The sequence below is a fragment of the Brevundimonas sp. S1H14 genome (assembly GCF_047716865.1).
Taxonomy (GTDB): Bacteria; Pseudomonadota; Alphaproteobacteria; order Caulobacterales; family Caulobacteraceae; genus Brevundimonas; species Brevundimonas naejangsanensis.
The window spans coordinates 928577-944106 of record NZ_CP136679.1; the positions used below are offsets into that span (position 1 = coordinate 928577).

The window sequence follows — 15530 nt, forward strand, 5'->3', positions numbered from 1 at the left end:
ATGACTAAGACGCTTTCTGTAGTTTCTTGTGCGGCTGTTTTGGCTGTTTCCAGCTTTGGAGTGGCTAATGCTCAATCCTTTCAACCGGCCCCAGGTATTTTTAAGGCTGTTGGAAATCTTGAGCTCTATCAGACGATTGATGGTGTAGACTGTAATGTTGACGCTACCATAGAGGTTAATGCTGCTGGTCAAGCTTACATCACCAGTATGACATTCTCTCCGGGGCATCCGCTTTGCGGCACCTTGATCCGCCCTCTGAGCCCCCCGCCGCCGCAACTCATCACCGGTTCCCCTAGTGGCGCAGATGAAGGCTCTATCAATATTAATGTTAATATTCAGGCTGGAGCAGGAACATGCTCTGGTGTTCTGGCTCCACTAAAGCTTTATTGGGGAAGTAAGGGTCCCAATCGTATTGTAACTGATCCTACGGCTACTGTTACTGGATCTCCTTCTACTTGTTACGCAACAGGATATCTGAATATCACTCCAGTTGCGCCGACTGCCGGCGAGCTAAAAATGTAAAGCTGGCTAATAGCTAAGCTGTTAATGATAATCCTCTATGCTAATATTTAAGCTCCCCTGAGTTAACTAAACCGGATGATTTCATCCGGTTTTCTTTTTTAAGTGCTAGCATTCAGCAAGTCTGGATGGAGCCTCGGGCGCCTTCAAGCGCCACTGAAACGTCAGGTCTCGCTTACGATGCCTTCCACCGCTCCAGATACTCCAGCCGCCTCAGTACTTTTGAGCCGGGGTCTAGGAGGATGTGCGCACGCGCAGGAGCGGTGAAGATTGCGCGGCTGTTGGTCATGGGCAGAGAGAGCAATTCGCCGTCGACCTCGACCTCGACCGGCAGGGGGAAGGGGCGGCTGTTTCCGGTCTTCCACTCCAGCGTCACCTGCTCGCCCTGCCGTGTCATGACCAGATCAGGCAGGGCGGCCTGATAGAGGTAGGCGTCGAAGAACCAGCCCATGTCGCGGCCGGTCACTTCATTGACGATGGCGACATACTCCGGCGTCGCGGCGTAGCGGGGCCGGAAGTTCCCCGGCTGCGGATCGGGGCGGCCGTAGACCAGGCGGCGCAGGCTCTCATAGAAGGCGTCGTCGCCGATGAAGAGGCGTAGGGTGTGGGCGATCAGTGCGCCCTTGTAATAGAGGTCCAGCCCCGGGCCGGTCTTGTCGTCATAGACGGTGGCCGCGTCCTGAAGCCTGCCCGACACCACGGGGAAGCGGTTGGCCAGGGTCAGCCGCATGGTCTGGAGCTCGGCCTGCATGGCCCGTTCGCCGTTCAGCCAGCGGGCGTAGAGGGGCTGCATATAGGTGCCGAACCCTTCGTGCAGCCACATGTCGTCCCAGTCGGCGTTGGTCAGCTGATTGCCGAACCATTCGTGCGCCAGTTCGTGCTGCAGCAGCCAGTCGTAGCCCTTGCCGTCCAGCTTATAGCCGTTGCCGTAAGCGTTGATGGTCTGGTGCTCCATGCCCAGGTGCGGCGTCTCGACCACGCCCATCTTCTCGTCGCCGAAGGGGAAGGGGCCGATCGTCGCCTCATAGAAGTCGAGCATCTGCGGGAATTCGTCGAACAGGCGCTGCGCCTTGGCCGGGTCAGCGGATGCCAGCCGCCAGAAACGCATGGGAATCACATTGCCGAACCGGCTTTGATAGTCGGCGGCCATCTCCACATAGGGGCCGATGTTCAGGCTGATGGCGTAGGTGTCGGGCTGGCGCGTGGTCCAGTTCCAGATGGTCGTGCCGTCGCCGTTGTCGGTCTTGCCCAGGAAACGGCCATTAGCGGGGGCGCTGAGGGCAGAGGGCACGGTGATATGCAGGTCAACGCGCTCCGGCTCGCCCTGCGGATGGTCGATGCAGGGCCAGAACAGGTCGCAGCCCTCTCCCTGAACCGCGCTGGCGATCCACGGCTGGCCGTCGGGCGTCGTCGTCCAGACGAAGCCGCCGTCCCAGGGGGCGCGCCTGGCCTGATGCGGGCGGCCGGAATAGGCGATGCGGACAGTGGCTGTTTCGTCCGTCGAAAGCGGGCGGGGCAGGGGGATGGTCAGCCGCCCCTCGGGATTGGACCAGTCGGCGACCGCCTGACCGTCCACGGTGACGGCGGCGATGGCGAAGGCGACGTCCAACTCGACCACGACCGCCGCCGTCGGCGCTGTGGCGGTGAAGTCCAGAACGGCGACGCCTTCCAGCGACTGCGTCTCAGGCAGCAGTTTGAAGGACAGGTCCGCCTTGTCGAAACGCAGGGCCAGTTGTTCGGGCGTGCGCGGCGTGCCGCTGGACAGGGTGAAGGCGGAGGTTTCGCGCGCGGCCTCCTGCGCGACAGCGGGCCACGACAGCAGGCTCGTGGTCAGGATGAGGGCGGCGAGAGGACGCAAGGCTGAGGCTCCGGCTGGACGAGCCGTGAGGGTAGCGGGAGCGCACTCAAAAGAAAAAGGCCGGTGTTTCCACCGGCCTCTTCAAAATCCGTCAGTCGACGCCGATCAGGCGGCGGCTTGCTCGGCCAGCTTGGCGCGGACCTGACGCTTGATGCGCAGGGCGGCGATCGACAGCTGCTCGTCGCGGGCCTTGACGATAAAGGCGTCCAGGCCGCCCTTGAAGTCCAGGGTGCGCAGGGCGGCGTTCGAGATACGCAGCGAGAAGGTTTGGCCCAGAGCGTCCGACTGAACCTTGACCGTCTTCAGCGACGGCAGGAAACGACGCTTGGTCTTGATGTTGGAGTGGCTCACGTGATTGCCGACCATCGGGCCGATACCGGTGAGTTCGCAGCGACGCGACATCTGAAGATCCTCAAGGTCACATCCGCAATACCGGCGCGGACGCATGAAACAGGGGCGCGGCAAGCCAAGGAGGCCTGCGCGAGAGGGGGCCGTATAGAGGAATGAATCATCGCGCGTCAAGGCCAGAGTCGTCGTGCGGTCGTCATGCGGTCGTCGTGCGGCTGGCGCTGAGTCATTGTGAAGGCGAGGGATCGCCTTTGTTCAGCAGCCGTTCAAGCCGTGACTATATAAAGAACCCATGATGAGTCCCATGAACGGCAAATCCATGAAGACCCTGCCCCACCTGGCCAAGCTGATGGCTGTCGCGGCCCCCATGGTCGCGGGCGCTGTGATGCTGGCCGCGCCTGCGTCGGCGCCCCAGGCTCAGTCGGCCGCCCAGTCCGAGGTCCTGCCCGGCTATTGGGAGTACACCACCAGCGTGATGGGTTCGCGCGACACTGAGCAGAAGTGCGTCCGTCCCAGCGAGATCAACCGTTTCTTCGGCGGCCTGTCGACGCGCAAATGGCGGTGCACCTATCCGACCCGCCAGGTCGGCGACGGCAAGGCCCGATTTGAAGGCAGCTGTCAGGACCACAAGGGCCGCCGCATCAATGTGCGCCTGAACGGCACCTATGAAGAACAGGCCTTCCGCTTCAACGGCGGCGCCCAACTGGCGCGCGGCACCCCCTACATTCCCGCCAGCATCACGGCGCGGCGTCTGGCCGCCCAATGCCCGGCCGGAGCGGAGTATTTCTAAACTTCGCTCTTGTCCCAAAAACAAAAGGCCCGGCGTCGCCGCCGGGCCTTTTTTATCATTAGTCGGTCGCCTGAGATCAGGCGGCCTCGGCCTCTTCTGCGGCAGGGGCGACCGGCTTCTTGGCGCTGAGCGACTTGCCCAGTAGAGCCATGGCGGCGTCCTTGTCGATCTTGTTGGCGGCGGCGACTTCGCGGGCCATGCGGTCCAGGGCCGATTCATAGAGCTGGCGCTCGGAATAGGACTGTTCCGGCTGGGTGTCGGCGCGGTGCAGGTCGCGGACCACTTCGGCGATGGAGATCAGGTCGCCCGAGTTGATCTTGGCTTCGTATTCCTGCGCGCGACGCGACCACATGGTGCGCTTGACGCGGGCGCGGCCCTTCAGGGTCGTCAGGGCCTTGGTCACGGTGTCGTCGGCGGCCAGGGTGCGCAGGCCGGCGGTCTTGGCCTTCTTGGTCGGGACGCGCAGGGTCATTTTTTCGTGCTCGAAGGTCACGACGTAGACTTCGAGCGCCATGCCGGCGACTTCCTGAGTCTCGATCGCGGCGACCTTGCCGACGCCATGCGCGGGATAGACCACCGCATCGCCAACCTTGAATTCCAGACCGGTCTTGCTCGTCATGTCATTCCTTTCCCGAACCGAAGGGGCGAGATCTCCGCCGCATCTTTGAAAGCAAAATCCACCCCGCCGCCGGGCGTAAGCCAGGCGGTTGAGCGGAAGGTCGCATTGTCAGACGCGAAAAAGGATCACCGAACCTCTGGCCGACCCCGTCCTCGCGGCGAGGTTCTGTCGTAAATGCGGGCGGCGCGCAGAGTTGCGGAACCGCCCGTTTCGAATAGGGAGGAACCTATCATAAAATTAGGAAATCTCAAAACATCCACAGGGCCGTCGGCGACCGGCGGCACATTGTGACTGCAATGTGGCGGATTATTAGGAGCCCTTGCCCGGCTTGGGGCTGAAATACTTCTCGAACTTGCCGGTTTCGCGCTCATACTGCTCACGATCCGCCGGGGGCACGCCCTTGACCGTGATGTTCGGCCAGACCTTGGCGTATTCGGCGTTGACCTGAAGCCACTTGCCGTCCGGTTCGTCCTCGGTGTCGGGCACGATGGCGTCGACGGGGCATTCAGGCTCGCACACGCCGCAGTCGATGCATTCGTCAGGGGCGATGACCAGGAAGTTTTCGCCCTCGTAGAAGCAGTCCACCGGACACACCTCGACGCAGTCCATGAACTTACATTTCACGCAAGCGTCGGTGACGATGTAGGTCATGGCGTTCGGATGGGCCCGTGGCAGCGAGGAGGTCGAGGGCGGGCAAATGGCCCCGTCGGAACCAACTGTCAACCGAAGGCGCTGATGCAAAGCTGTTCAGGCTCGACGGCGCCGGGCCGCGCTCTCTCTTCATGACGCCGGATCATCATCCGCCCGGAGACCTGTCCCCATGTGTTTCAATCAAGGTTTCATCACGCGTTCCGCCATGGGCCGCATCGGCGCCGCGAGCGTGGCGCTCAGCCTTCTGGCCGGGGGCGCGGTCGTCGCCCAGGCCGCCCTGACCAAGGTTCCGTCCGAGGTTCAGTCCGGCGACTACAAGCTGGATCCCGAGCACGGCAAGATCACCTGGTCCGTCGATCACCTGGGTTTCTCCACCTATGTCGGCCAGTTCGTGAACGTCCAGGCCGAGCTGAAGCTGGACCCCGCCAACCCGTCCGCCAGCACCCTGACCGCGACCATTCCTCTGACGGACGTGGCGTCCAACTCGGACGGGTTGAACAAACACCTGCAGACGGCTGACTTCTTCGACACCGCCAACCATCCGGTGGCGACCTTCCGTTCGACCCGGATCGTGGTCGACGCCGACGATCGCGACGAGGCGACGGTCCATGGCGACCTGACCCTGCGCGGCGTCACGCGCCCCGTGGTCATGGAGGTCGAGTTCAATCAGGCTGGTCCGACGCGGGGCGGCTACAAGGCCGGGTTCGACGGCGAGGCGACGATCAAGCGGTCGGACTTCGGCATCACTTTCGGCCTGCCCGCCCTGGGCGACGAGGTGAAGCTGCACATCGAGGGCGAGTTCGTGATGGCGGCGGGTTAGTCCGCCGCGTCCAGCGGTTCATAAAGGGCGTGGGCTTCCTGCGCAGGTCCGCGTCGGTCGCCCATCTGCACCACGCGCACGGCGATCAGCCGCCCGGCCTGGGCGAACAGCACCTCATCGCCGGGATGGACGCTGCGGCTGGGCTTGTCGAGGCGGGTCTGGACGCCGTTGTGCGTCAGGCGGATGGCGCCTTTCTCGACCATGGCGGCGGCCAGACTGCGCGTCTTGGCGAAGCGGGCGCGCCACAGCCAGACGTCGATGCGGCAGCTCTCGATGGTCATTCGGCGGGCTTGCCCGCCGGGGCCCGCCGAGGACGCCGACGGGGCCTGCGCTCCGCCTTGGGCTTGGCGGCGGGCCGTGGCGGCTGGGTCAGTTGAGCCAGGGCGGCGAAGGGCGAATCCTTGGGCGGCGGCGTGGGCTTGCCGGGGCGCGGCGCCCGTTCGACGCGGGGGAGGCGCAGGGCGGCGTGGATCGCCTTCGCCTGATCCGCCGTCCAGCCGAGGTCGTTCAGCGCCTGCCCCGACAGCGGTGCCTTTCCCGCAGCGCGCTGAGCCTCGGCGAAGGTCTCCAGCGCCTCGACCGGCGCGGTCCAGCGGCCGACGGCGCGCCGCCCGAACGCCGACAGGGCGTGCGCCGACGGCGCCGGTTCGGGCAGGTGGAGCAGACCCTCTCCCGCCAGCCCCTTCGTCGCCTCACGCGGCAGGAAGGCCTGCGCCAGCGTCGCCCCGCGCGGCTTCATCACGCCGGGCAGCCACACCGAATGGGCGCCGACGCGGATGGCGAAGGTCTTCAGCGTGCGCCGCTCATGCTGGCTCAGGGCCGCCAGATCGCGCTCGACCTCGCGCCGGGGGATCAGGCCGCCCGCCTCGATCAGGCGGAACGCCAGCCCGCGCGGCAGGCCGGTCAGGGCGCCGCTCTCGATCGCGTGGCGCAGGCGTTTCAGCGGCTTCAGCGCACGCCCGGCCTCGCCCGCCAGCCAGGCCTCCATGCGCCGTTCGGCCCGCTCGCGCGCCGGGACCGGCCCCAACTCACCTAGCAGCCGCACGCGCGGCGAGAAGGGGTCTTCATTGACGATGCGCCCGGTCAGCGCCCTGTTCCATAGCAGCCCGCCGTCCGGCGTAACGGAAAAGGCGGCGTCGTCGTCCGCCGCGAGCCGCCCAAGTCGCCGCGCCACCTCCGGCCCTACGGCGCGCTTCGCCGCCTGCCTTAGCGCCCGGTCGGCCAGCGCCGATCCGCCCGCATCGACGGTGAAGCAGACGCCGTCCAGATGACCGACGACCTCGCCCTCGACTGTGACCTCGCCGTCCTCGGCCACGCCCGCCAGCACGTCGGAGCGCACGTTCAGCGCCCGCATCAGGGCCGCCGTGCGCCGATCGACGAAACGCGCCGTCAGCCGTTCGTGCAGCACGTCGCTGAGCCGTTCCTCCAGCGCCTTTGTCCGGTCGCGCCACTCCTGCGCCCCCGCCATCCAGTCGGGCCGGTTGGCGATGTAGCTCAGCGTCCGCACCCCAGACAGCCGCGCCGAAAGCTGGTCGATCTGGCCGTCGTCGCGATCCAGATCATTGAAGCGCGGCGCCACCCAGTCCTCGGTCAGCCGCCCGCGACGGCTGGTCAGGGCGGTGAAGATCTCCTTCGACAGGCGGGCGTGTTCGTCCAGGGTCGTCTTCTGGAAGTCGGGCAGCTGACACGCCTCCCACAGCCGCATCAGGGCGCCGCGCGAGCGGGCGATCTTCCTGACGTCCTCATCGACCGCAAAGCGCCGCAGCAGGGTCTCGTCCAGCGCCTGCGCCGTCAGCCGCAGCCCGTGCCGATCCGGGGTCACTGTCAGCGATCGCAACAGGTCGGGCAGCGTATCGAAGTCCAGCCGCCCGCTGCGCCACTCGGCCGCCTCGACCGGATCGAAGCGGTGTTCGACCACCTGTTCGACCAGATCCTCGTCCAGCTCTTCCGTCTCGCCGGTGACGCCGAAGGTGCCGTCGCGCAGGTGCCGTCCCGCCCGCCCGGCGATCTGGCCGATCTCGGCGGCGTGTAGCCAGCGGGTGCGTCGCCCGTCGAACTTTCTCAGACCGGCGAAGGCCACATGGTCCACGTCCATGTTCAGCCCCATGCCGATGGCGTCGGTGGCGACCAGAAAATCGACCTCGCCCGACTGGAACAGCTCGACCTGGGCGTTGCGGGTGCGGGGCGAAAGCGAGCCCATGACCACGGCCGCTCCGCCCCTCTGACGGCGCAGCAACTCGGCGATGGCGTAGACCTGCTCGGTCGAGAAGGCGACGACGGCGCTACGCCGGGGCAGGCGGGTCAGCTTCTTCGACCCCGCGTAAGACAGCATCGACAGCCGGTCGCGGGTCACGATCTCCGCATCCGGAACCAGCGACCGCATCAGCGGGGCCATCGTTCCGGCGCCCAGGAACATGGTCTCGAACCGGCCGCGCGCGTGCAGCAGTCTTTGCGTAAAGACGTGGCCGCGCTCGGGATCGGCGACCAGTTGGATCTCATCCACCGCCAGGAAGTCGACCGACCGCTCCAGCGGCATGGCCTCGACCGTGCAGACGAAGAAGGCGGGACGCGGCGGGACGATCTTCTCCTCGCCGGTGATCAGGGCGACCGAGGCCGCCCCCCGCCGCTTGACGATCCGCTCATAGATTTCGCGCGCCAGCAGCCGCAGCGGCAGGCCGATCATGCCCGAGGCGTGACCCAGCATCCGCTCGACCGCCAGATGGGTCTTGCCGGTGTTGGTGGGCCCCAGGATCGCCGTGACGCGCGATGGGGCCATGCCTGCGGAACGGTCGCTCATGACCGGCCCAAGGTGGCGAACCCCGCCGGCTTTCACAAGCGGCGCGGCGATCCCGACATGCACGAAAAAGAATTGGTAAGCGGAACCTTACCGGCCCCTGGAACACGGGCGAAACGAATCATGACCGAATCAGCGACGTTCGCCGATTCAGGCTTTGTTCCATACTAGGTATAGTAGCTTAACACGCCTTAACCACAAGGCCGAACCCTTGCACGGTCGCCGTCACGCGTTCAGGTTTCGCAGGGGCTTCCCTGACGCCTCAACCTCCTTTAGGCAGACGCGCGTGGCCCCGTAGCTCAGCTGCATAGAGCAAGGCTTTCCTAAAGCCGAGGTCGGAGGTTGGAGTCCTCCCGGGGTCGCCATTCCTTTGTCGAGACCACTTAGAACTGGCTCAAAACCAGTTAAGAGTGGCGCAACTTGCGAGTCAATCGCAACGGCGGAGGGCGAGGCGGCATTTTGGGGCGGTTGGCTGCGCAGCTTTTATGGCAGTTATGCGCCAGAAGCGGTCATCGAAACTCAATCGGAATGCGGACATGCGCGATGCGCCTGGGCCAGCCGCCATCACCGGTTCTAGTGGCCAAACACACGCAAGCGGGCGTTCGCGCGACCGCAGGCCGTGCCGAGGCTTTCCAGAAACATCAGCAGCTGACGGTCGCGATGGGAGAGCGTCTTCTTCTGGGTCTTCTTCCGGACAGCCTTCACGTCCAGCAGGCGGCCGGCGACGATCCAGACCTCACGCTCGAAGCTTGGGTTCTGCAACGCCTGGCGGACCGTCTCCGCGAGCTGGTCGGCGGGCACGGCGCCCTCGTTCCGATAGATGCGCGAAAGCTTGACCGCCGTCTTGTTGAACATCGTGGCCCGGTCGAAGCGGTCGTCGGCGATGCCGTCGACCGTTGAGCGCCAACAGCGGACATTGCCCCCTATCGGCAAGCAGACATTCGGCCGGGGTAAGGCTGAAGGTCGCTTCCCATCCGAACGGAAACTGCGATGAAGTTAAAAGCTCGGGCAAGCCAGCTGGACTCGGTACAGGGGCAGCGGCATCTGACTGACGACTTTTGGCGTCTTTCCAGACGTAGCTAAACAATCAGGCCTGTGCTGCGTCCGCAGGGTGGCCGATTGAGCCACTCTTAGGTGGTTTCGGCTGGGTTTGAGCCACTCTCAGGTGGTCGGCTTAACTGGTTAGATTTCTAGAGCCCAACGATTGCGGGGTCCGACTGAGCAGGGCTTAAGTGGTCCCGATAATTCCCTTACTCCGTGGGTCACGGGGCGCAGGCACGTGGTGTCGGCAGGGCCTTGGTCTGCGCCAGCCTGTGAACCTCAATCCTCACCCGTGCGTCCTGCTGTTGGCGGGGCTTTGGGCCGTGGTGTGTCGAGGGGGTGTTGACCTTCCCTTGATGGGAAGGTTTACCAGTGTCGTCGTCAAAGGTTTGCGAGGACGACGCCATGGCCGCCGAAGGCTTCAGAACACTGGATCTACCCGTGCTGGGCATGACCTGCGCCAGCTGCGTGGGTCGGGTCGAAAAGGCCATCCGCGCCGTGCCGGGCGTCACGCAGGCGCAGGTCAATCTGGCCGCCGAGCGGGCGCAGGTGTCGCTGTCGCCTGACGGTTCCGCCGCCGCCGTCGCCGTCGCCATCAGGAGCGCGGGCTATGAGCCGATGGAGGAGGAAGCCGTCTATCCCGTACGGGGCATGACCTGCGCCTCCTGTGTCGGCCGGGTCGAAAAGGCGCTGGCCGCCGTGCCGGGCGTGCTGTCGGCCAGCGTCAATCTGGCGACCGAGCGGGCGACGGTGCGCTTCCTGTCGGGGGCGACGACGTTCCAGGATCTGGCCGCCGCCGTCGAACAGGCGGGCTATGTGCTGGAGGCGTCCGAGGACGCCGGGCCGGACGCCGGCGACCGCGAACAGGCCGCCCGCGACGCCGAGATCAGGAAGCTGGGCCGCGCGGTGCTGATCGCGGGCGCGGCGACCCTGCCGCTGTTCGTGCTGGAGATGGGCTCGCACTTCGTGCCGGGCGTGCATCATTGGGTCAATGAGACGATCGGCGCCTTCAACTGGAAGGTCGTCAGCTTCGTGCTAGCGACCTTCGTGCTGTTCGTGCCGGGGGCCGTTTTCTTCCGTAAAGGCGTGCCCGCCCTGCTGCGAGCGGCGCCGGATATGAACTCCCTTGTCGTGCTGGGCGCGACGGCGGCGTGGGCCTTCTCGACGGTGGCGACCTTTGCGCCGCAGTGGCTGCCTGAAGGCACGGCTGAGATTTATTTCGAGGCGGCGGCGGTGATCGTCACCCTGATCCTGGTCGGGCGCTGGATCGAGGCGCGGGCCAAGGGCCGAACGGGTCAGGCGATCCGCCGCCTGATGTCGCTGCAGGCCAAGACCGCTCGCGTGGTGCGCGATGGCGTCGAGCAGGACCTGGCGATTGATGCGGTCAAGGTCGGCGACGTGGTCGTGGTGCGTCCCGGCGAGCGGGTGCCGGTCGACGGCGTGGTCGCGGACGGCGCCTCCTTCGTCGATGAATCCATGCTGACGGGCGAGCCGATCCCGGTCGAGAAGATCGCCGGCTCCGAGGTCACGGGCGGCACGCTGAACACCACGGGCGCCTTCCGCTTCGAGGCGCGTCAGGTCGGCGCCCAGACCGTGCTGGCCCAGATCGTCAAGATGGTCGAAGCCGCTCAAGGGGCCAAGCTGCCCATTCAGGCCCTGGTGGACAAGGTGACGGGCTGGTTCGTGCCCGCCGTCATGGCCGTCGCCGCCCTGACCTTCGCGGTATGGTTCCTGTTCGGGCCGTCGCCGTCGCTGGGTATGGCTCTGGTCAGTGCGGTGGCCGTGCTGATCATCGCCTGTCCGTGCGCCATGGGGCTGGCGACGCCGACCTCCATCATGGTGGGCGTGGGTCGTGCGGCCGAACTGGGCGTTCTGTTCCGCAAGGGCGAGGCGCTTCAGGCCCTGCAGGGCGTGGACGTGGTCGCCTTCGACAAGACCGGCACCCTGACCGAGGGAAGGCCGACGCTGACCGATCTGGTCACGGCCGAGGGCTTTGACGAGACGACGGTGCTGGCTCAGGTGGCGGCGCTGGAGATCCGCTCCGAGCACCCGGTGGCCCGCGCCCTGGTCGCCGCCGCCGAGGCGCGCGGCGTGACGGTGGTCGAGCCGCAGGACTTCGCCTCCATCCCCGGCAAGGGGGTGACGGGTCTGGTCGACGGGGCGCGCGTCGCCGTCGGCGCCGACCGCTACATGGCCGAACTGGGCTGCGACGTAGACGTGTTCGCCGAGACGGCGGCCCGTCTGGGCGACGAGGGCAAGACGCCGCTCTACGCCGCCGTGGGCGGCCGGCTGGCCGCCATCATCGCCGTGTCCGATCCGGTCAAGGCGACGACGGGTGAGGCTATCGCCGCACTGCACGAACTGGGTCTGAAGGTCGCGGTCATCAGCGGCGACAACCGCCGCACCGCCGCCGCCGTGGCGCGTCGTCTGGGCATCGACGAAGTCCACGCCGAGGTCATGCCGGACGGCAAGGTGGCCGTGATCGAGGCTATGAAAGAGAAGGCTGGGAAGACGGGCGGGCGCAGGGTCGCCTTCGTCGGCGACGGTGTGAACGACGCTCCGGCTCTGGCGGCGGCGGATGTGGGTCTGGCGGTTGGCGGCGGCTCGGACGTGGCGATTGAAAGCGCGGACGTGGTCCTGACCGGCGGCGACCTGCGCGGCGCGGTCAGCGCCATCGGCCTGTCGCGGGCGACGATGAACAATATCCGCCAGAACCTGGCCTGGGCCTTTGGTTACAACGTCCTGCTGATCCCGGTGGCGGCGGGGGTGCTGTATCCGGTCTTCGGCGTGATGCTGTCGCCCATGCTGGCGGCGGGGGCTATGGCCCTGTCCAGCGTCAGCGTGGTGCTGAACGCCCTGCGTCTGAAGACCTTCAAACCCCACATCGGCAGCGTGAAGGGAGCCGCGTGATGAACATCGGCAAGGCGGCTCAGGCGACCGGCGTCTCGGCCAAGATGATCCGCTATTATGAGGCGCAGGGCCTGATCCGCCCCGCCGATCGCACCGAGGGCAATTACCGCGACTTTTCAGAGCGCGACCTGAACGACCTGCGTTTCATCCGGCGGGCGCGCGGGCTGGGCTTTTCGATCGAGGAGATCAGCCGCCTTCTGTCCCTGTGGCGCGACGACGCCCGCCCCAGCCGCGAGGTCAAGGCGATGGCGCAGAAGCATCTGGAGGACCTGGACGCCCGCATCCGCGAAATGCGCGAGATGGCCGACACCCTGCGCCACCTGGCCCATTGCTGCGCCGGCGATGACCGCCCGGACTGTCCCATCCTGTCGGATCTGGCGGGCGCACCGACCGGGCAGGAACAGCGCGCGGACTGAACCTGAAAGTCAAAATGACAACGGCGGCGCCCCTGACAGGACGCCGCCGTTTCTCGTTCCGGCCGGGGCAGGAGGCCGGAACGAATGCCTAGACCCTTTTCGGTTCAGTCGGAATCGACTGCACCCAGAACAAGGGTCCAGAACTATCTGGAGCGAATATCCGAGTTGAGTTGGCCATGCGTCCAACTCAGCTGATTTCGCTCTTGGCTGTTAGGCCAGAACCATGATGGCGACGCGGCGGTTCTGGGCGCGGCCTTCACGGGTGTTGTTGGGGGCGACCGGCTTGGCGGCGCCATAGGAGATGGTCGCCATGCGGTTCAGGGCGATGCCCTGATCGCTGAGGAAGCGACGCACCGCTTCGGCGCGTTCCTGGCCCAGACGCTCATTGATCTGGTTGGTGCCGGTCGAGTCCGTGTGGCCCTGGATTTCCAGGTAGACGTTGGCGTTCTCGGCGCGCAGACGCTGGACCAGTTCGGCCAGGCGTTGTTCGGCTTCCGGCGACAGTTCGGTGTGGTTGACCGGGAACTTCACCGAGTCGTCCGACAGAACGACTTCGTACAGGAATTTGCCTTGGGCCAGTTTGTGCGCGGCGTTGGCGCGGGCCAGGGCTTCGCCTGCCGTGCCTTCGACCTGCGTCAGATGGCTGTCGACGCCGTCGACGCGCTCGTTCACGACCTGGACGTTGTCGCGGACGAACCGATGGCTGGCGCAGCCGCTGACGGCGACGCCAAGAATGGCGATAGCGCCGACGACGGCGGTCCTGGGTGCCAATTTGATCAAATCAAGTCTCCTTCGTGCCCGGCCCAACTCCGGGGGGGTTACGCGCCGCACCGGTGTCGGTTGCAAAACGGCGGAGCAATGACGCGCGAAGAAGTGAAAAGGTTCAGCTTGACTGTAAAAAAATTTAAACAAACCGCCGTTCTTGTTGTTTCAACCGCCTTGGCTGACGCCTTTTTCCTGACGCTCTCAGGTGATCAGCTTCGCGCGAGCTGAAGGACGAGGAGCCATTGTTGCAAGTGTCACCATTGGGCGTTCGCGGAACCTGTAGCGGAACAGGCGACCAGGGGTGAGCCGGGCCTCGAGGCGTAAACGTTCCAGGGCTCTGCCGGTTGCGGCCAGCGTCGCGGCGCATGGCCTGATCCTGGCGCTTATGGTGACGGCTCCGGTCAAGCCTGTCGTCGAGCCTGCGCCGACGCCGCTGGTCGAGGTGACTCTGGTCGAGCCGCCTGTGCCTCCGCCCCCGCCGTCAGAGCCGGCGCCCGGCGATGCGCCTGCGGGAGGATCGGAGCCCGCACCCGCGCCTCAGCCTGAACCGGCGCCTGCCGCGCCCGCAGTAGCGGCCCCCGTTCCGGTCCCGGCGAAGACGCCCCAGAAGGCGCGCGCCGCGCCGACGCCGCCGACGCCTCGCCCCAGTCGTCCGACGCCTCCGGCGCCGCAGGTTGAGCCGCTGCCGGTCTCGGCGCCTGAACCCAGCGTGTCCTTTGTTTTGCTGGGAGATGGCGCGCTCAGCGGCGCCTTAACCGCGGGGCAGGGGACGGGCGGGGGCGGCGGGACGGGCTCCGGGACAGGCGGCTCCGGCGGCGGCTCCGGTTCAGGGACAGGCGGTGGTTCGGGGCAGGGGTGCGACATGGTCAAGCGCATCCAGGACGCCCTGCGCAACGATGCGCGCATCAACGCGGCGATAGGAGAGGCCTATCGCACATCCGGCGCCTCGGGGCAGGCTATCCTGATGTGGAACGGCGACTGGCTGCAGAGCCCCGGCGAGGAAGGTAAGGGTTTGGCCGGGGTGCGTCAGGCCATCGCCGTCACGGTTGGATTCTCGCCGCGCGCCTGTAAGGCGGAAACGGTGAACGGCTATGTGCTGCTGACGCTCAGCGACCAGCCGGGCGCGCCGCGCGTGGCGCTGGGCAGCGGCGGGCGCTGGCGCTGGTCTGACCTGCTGTCCCTCTAGCCTAGCAACCCGAGGCCGAGGGGGCCGTAAAGCCAGGTCAGCCAGGCGCCGATCGCCAGAAAGACGCCGAAAGGCAGGCGGTCGGTCCTGGCGATGGGGCGGCGAAGGACGACCTTGGCCGCGACGACGCTCAGGCCGCTCAGGGACGCCCACAGCAGTACGCTGGGCAGACCCATCCAGCCGACCCAGGCGCCGATCGCGCCCAGCAGGAAGGGATCGCCCCCGCCCAGACCGTCGCGACCGCGCAGGCGCTTATAGATAAAGGCCAGCAGCCATAGGACGCCGAAGCCCGCCGCCGCTCCGATCAAGGGCGTCTTCAGCGGGCCGACCAGCGACCATTGCAGGCCGCTCTGCACATTGGCGGGGTCCAGCGCCACGGCCGCGAACAGGCCGCTGAGAAACAGCGGCAGGGTCAGGGCGTCCGGCAGCCAGAAATGCTCGGCGTCGATGATGGCGATCAGCAGCAGTTGCCAGCCCAGCACCGCCCCCGCCAACGCCCAGGCGGGATCGTCGAAGCGCAGCGCCGCCCAGACGCCGATGGCGGCGGCGGCCAGTTCGATCAGGGGATAGCGCACAGGAATAGCCGCGCCGCAGTCGCTGCACTTCCCTCGCGTTACCGCCCAACTGACGACGGGGATCAGTCGCCAGGGCTTCAGGGGACGGCCGCATGACCCGCAGCGGGAGCGCTGCACGACGACATCCTGACCCTGCGGCAGGCGCAGGCTGACCAGGCCCAGAAAGCTGCCCACGATTAGTCCCAGGCCGCCCATCAACGTCGCCAGCATGCGTTTCCCTCTGTCTCCATATCCAGGT

16 protein-coding genes and 1 tRNA gene are annotated in these 15530 nt (G+C 66.2%); 8 read left to right on the plus strand and 9 right to left on the minus strand.

Going from position 1 to position 15530, the window contains the following annotated elements; all coding sequences use genetic code 11:
• Window positions 1-522: a hypothetical protein gene (locus RSD66_RS04490; protein WP_415289169.1), complete on the plus strand. Its 522-nt coding sequence runs from the start codon at window positions 1-3 to the stop codon at window positions 520-522.
• Window positions 523-694: 172 nt separating this feature from the next.
• Here RSD66_RS04490 and RSD66_RS04495 read toward each other — a convergent pair whose 3' ends face one another.
• Together RSD66_RS04495 and rpmB are read right to left on the minus strand one after the other, a co-directional pair.
• Entirely contained in the window at window positions 695-2377 is a 1683-nt protein-coding gene (locus RSD66_RS04495) for a M1 family metallopeptidase (RefSeq protein WP_415289170.1), read from the minus strand.
• A 105-nt stretch (window positions 2378-2482) separates the two neighbouring features.
• The gene (gene rpmB, locus RSD66_RS04500) at window positions 2483-2779 is read right to left on the minus strand and encodes a 50S ribosomal protein L28 (RefSeq protein WP_003170390.1); all 297 of its coding nucleotides are present in this window, start codon (window positions 2777-2779) and stop codon (window positions 2483-2485) included.
• A 250-nt stretch (window positions 2780-3029) separates the two neighbouring features.
• Here rpmB and RSD66_RS04505 point away from each other — a divergent pair, with 250 nt between their 5' ends.
• On the plus strand, window positions 3030-3515 hold the full coding sequence (locus RSD66_RS04505) for a DUF3617 domain-containing protein (protein WP_233551947.1): 486 nt from the start codon (window positions 3030-3032) through the stop codon (window positions 3513-3515).
• A 76-nt stretch (window positions 3516-3591) separates the two neighbouring features.
• On the opposite strand, the gene RSD66_RS04510 is transcribed toward RSD66_RS04505, so the two are convergent.
• Together RSD66_RS04510 and fdxA are read right to left on the minus strand one after the other, a co-directional pair.
• A complete protein-coding gene (locus RSD66_RS04510) occupies window positions 3592-4134 on the minus strand; it encodes a CarD family transcriptional regulator (protein ID WP_024353585.1) in 543 nt (180 codons plus the stop codon).
• 309 nt (window positions 4135-4443) lie between these two features.
• The gene (gene fdxA / locus RSD66_RS04515) at window positions 4444-4785 is read right to left on the minus strand and encodes a ferredoxin FdxA (protein WP_003166185.1); all 342 of its coding nucleotides are present in this window, start codon (window positions 4783-4785) and stop codon (window positions 4444-4446) included.
• A 169-nt stretch (window positions 4786-4954) separates the two neighbouring features.
• Between fdxA and RSD66_RS04520 the strand changes: the two genes are divergently transcribed.
• Window positions 4955-5605, plus strand: coding sequence for a YceI family protein (locus RSD66_RS04520; protein ID WP_415289171.1), 651 nt, complete (start codon window positions 4955-4957; stop codon window positions 5603-5605).
• Here RSD66_RS04520 and RSD66_RS04525 read toward each other — a convergent pair.
• Window positions 5602-5886: an RNA-binding S4 domain-containing protein gene (locus RSD66_RS04525; protein ID WP_029673250.1), complete on the minus strand. Its 285-nt coding sequence runs from the start codon at window positions 5884-5886 to the stop codon at window positions 5602-5604. The two genes, RSD66_RS04520 and RSD66_RS04525, sit on opposite strands and share 4 nt — an antisense overlap.
• Entirely contained in the window at window positions 5883-8402 is a 2520-nt protein-coding gene (locus tag RSD66_RS04530; protein WP_415289172.1) for a helicase-related protein, read from the minus strand. The genes RSD66_RS04525 and RSD66_RS04530 overlap by 4 nt, the downstream gene beginning before the upstream one ends.
• Before the next feature lie 285 nt (window positions 8403-8687).
• Between RSD66_RS04530 and RSD66_RS04535 the strand changes: the two genes are divergently transcribed.
• Window positions 8688-8764, plus strand: a tRNA-Arg gene (locus tag RSD66_RS04535).
• Window positions 8765-8972: 208 nt separating this feature from the next.
• On the opposite strand, the gene RSD66_RS04540 is transcribed toward RSD66_RS04535, so the two are convergent.
• Entirely contained in the window at window positions 8973-9332 is a 360-nt protein-coding gene (locus RSD66_RS04540) for a hypothetical protein (protein WP_415289173.1), read from the minus strand.
• Window positions 9333-9845: 513 nt separating this feature from the next.
• Between RSD66_RS04540 and RSD66_RS04545 the strand changes: the two genes are divergently transcribed.
• Both RSD66_RS04545 and cueR read left to right on the plus strand, forming a co-directional pair.
• Window positions 9846-12350, plus strand: a complete 2505-nt coding sequence (locus tag RSD66_RS04545) for a heavy metal translocating P-type ATPase (protein WP_415289174.1) — start codon at window positions 9846-9848, stop codon at window positions 12348-12350.
• The gene (gene cueR / locus RSD66_RS04550) at window positions 12350-12766 is read left to right on the plus strand and encodes a Cu(I)-responsive transcriptional regulator (protein ID WP_024353573.1); all 417 of its coding nucleotides are present in this window, start codon (window positions 12350-12352) and stop codon (window positions 12764-12766) included. Before RSD66_RS04545 ends, cueR begins: the two co-directional genes overlap by 1 nt.
• Before the next feature lie 210 nt (window positions 12767-12976).
• Here the strand turns inward: cueR and RSD66_RS04555 are convergent, their stop codons facing one another.
• A complete protein-coding gene (locus tag RSD66_RS04555) occupies window positions 12977-13537 on the minus strand; it encodes an OmpA family protein (protein WP_024353572.1) in 561 nt (186 codons plus the stop codon).
• A gap of 87 nt (window positions 13538-13624) precedes the next feature.
• Between RSD66_RS04555 and RSD66_RS04560 the strand changes: the two genes are divergently transcribed.
• Together RSD66_RS04560 and RSD66_RS04565 are read left to right on the plus strand one after the other, a co-directional pair.
• A complete protein-coding gene (locus tag RSD66_RS04560; RefSeq protein ID WP_415289175.1) occupies window positions 13625-13759 on the plus strand; it encodes a hypothetical protein in 135 nt (44 codons plus the stop codon).
• A gap of 73 nt (window positions 13760-13832) precedes the next feature.
• Complete coding sequence (locus tag RSD66_RS04565; protein ID WP_415289176.1) at window positions 13833-14717, plus strand: hypothetical protein; 885 nt, start codon at window positions 13833-13835, stop codon at window positions 14715-14717.
• Here the strand turns inward: RSD66_RS04565 and RSD66_RS04570 are convergent.
• Window positions 14714-15502 (minus strand): prepilin peptidase, encoded by a 789-nt coding sequence (locus RSD66_RS04570; RefSeq protein WP_415289177.1) that lies wholly within the window; start codon window positions 15500-15502, stop codon window positions 14714-14716. The two genes, RSD66_RS04565 and RSD66_RS04570, sit on opposite strands and share 4 nt — an antisense overlap.
• Window positions 15503-15530 lie beyond the last annotated feature (28 nt).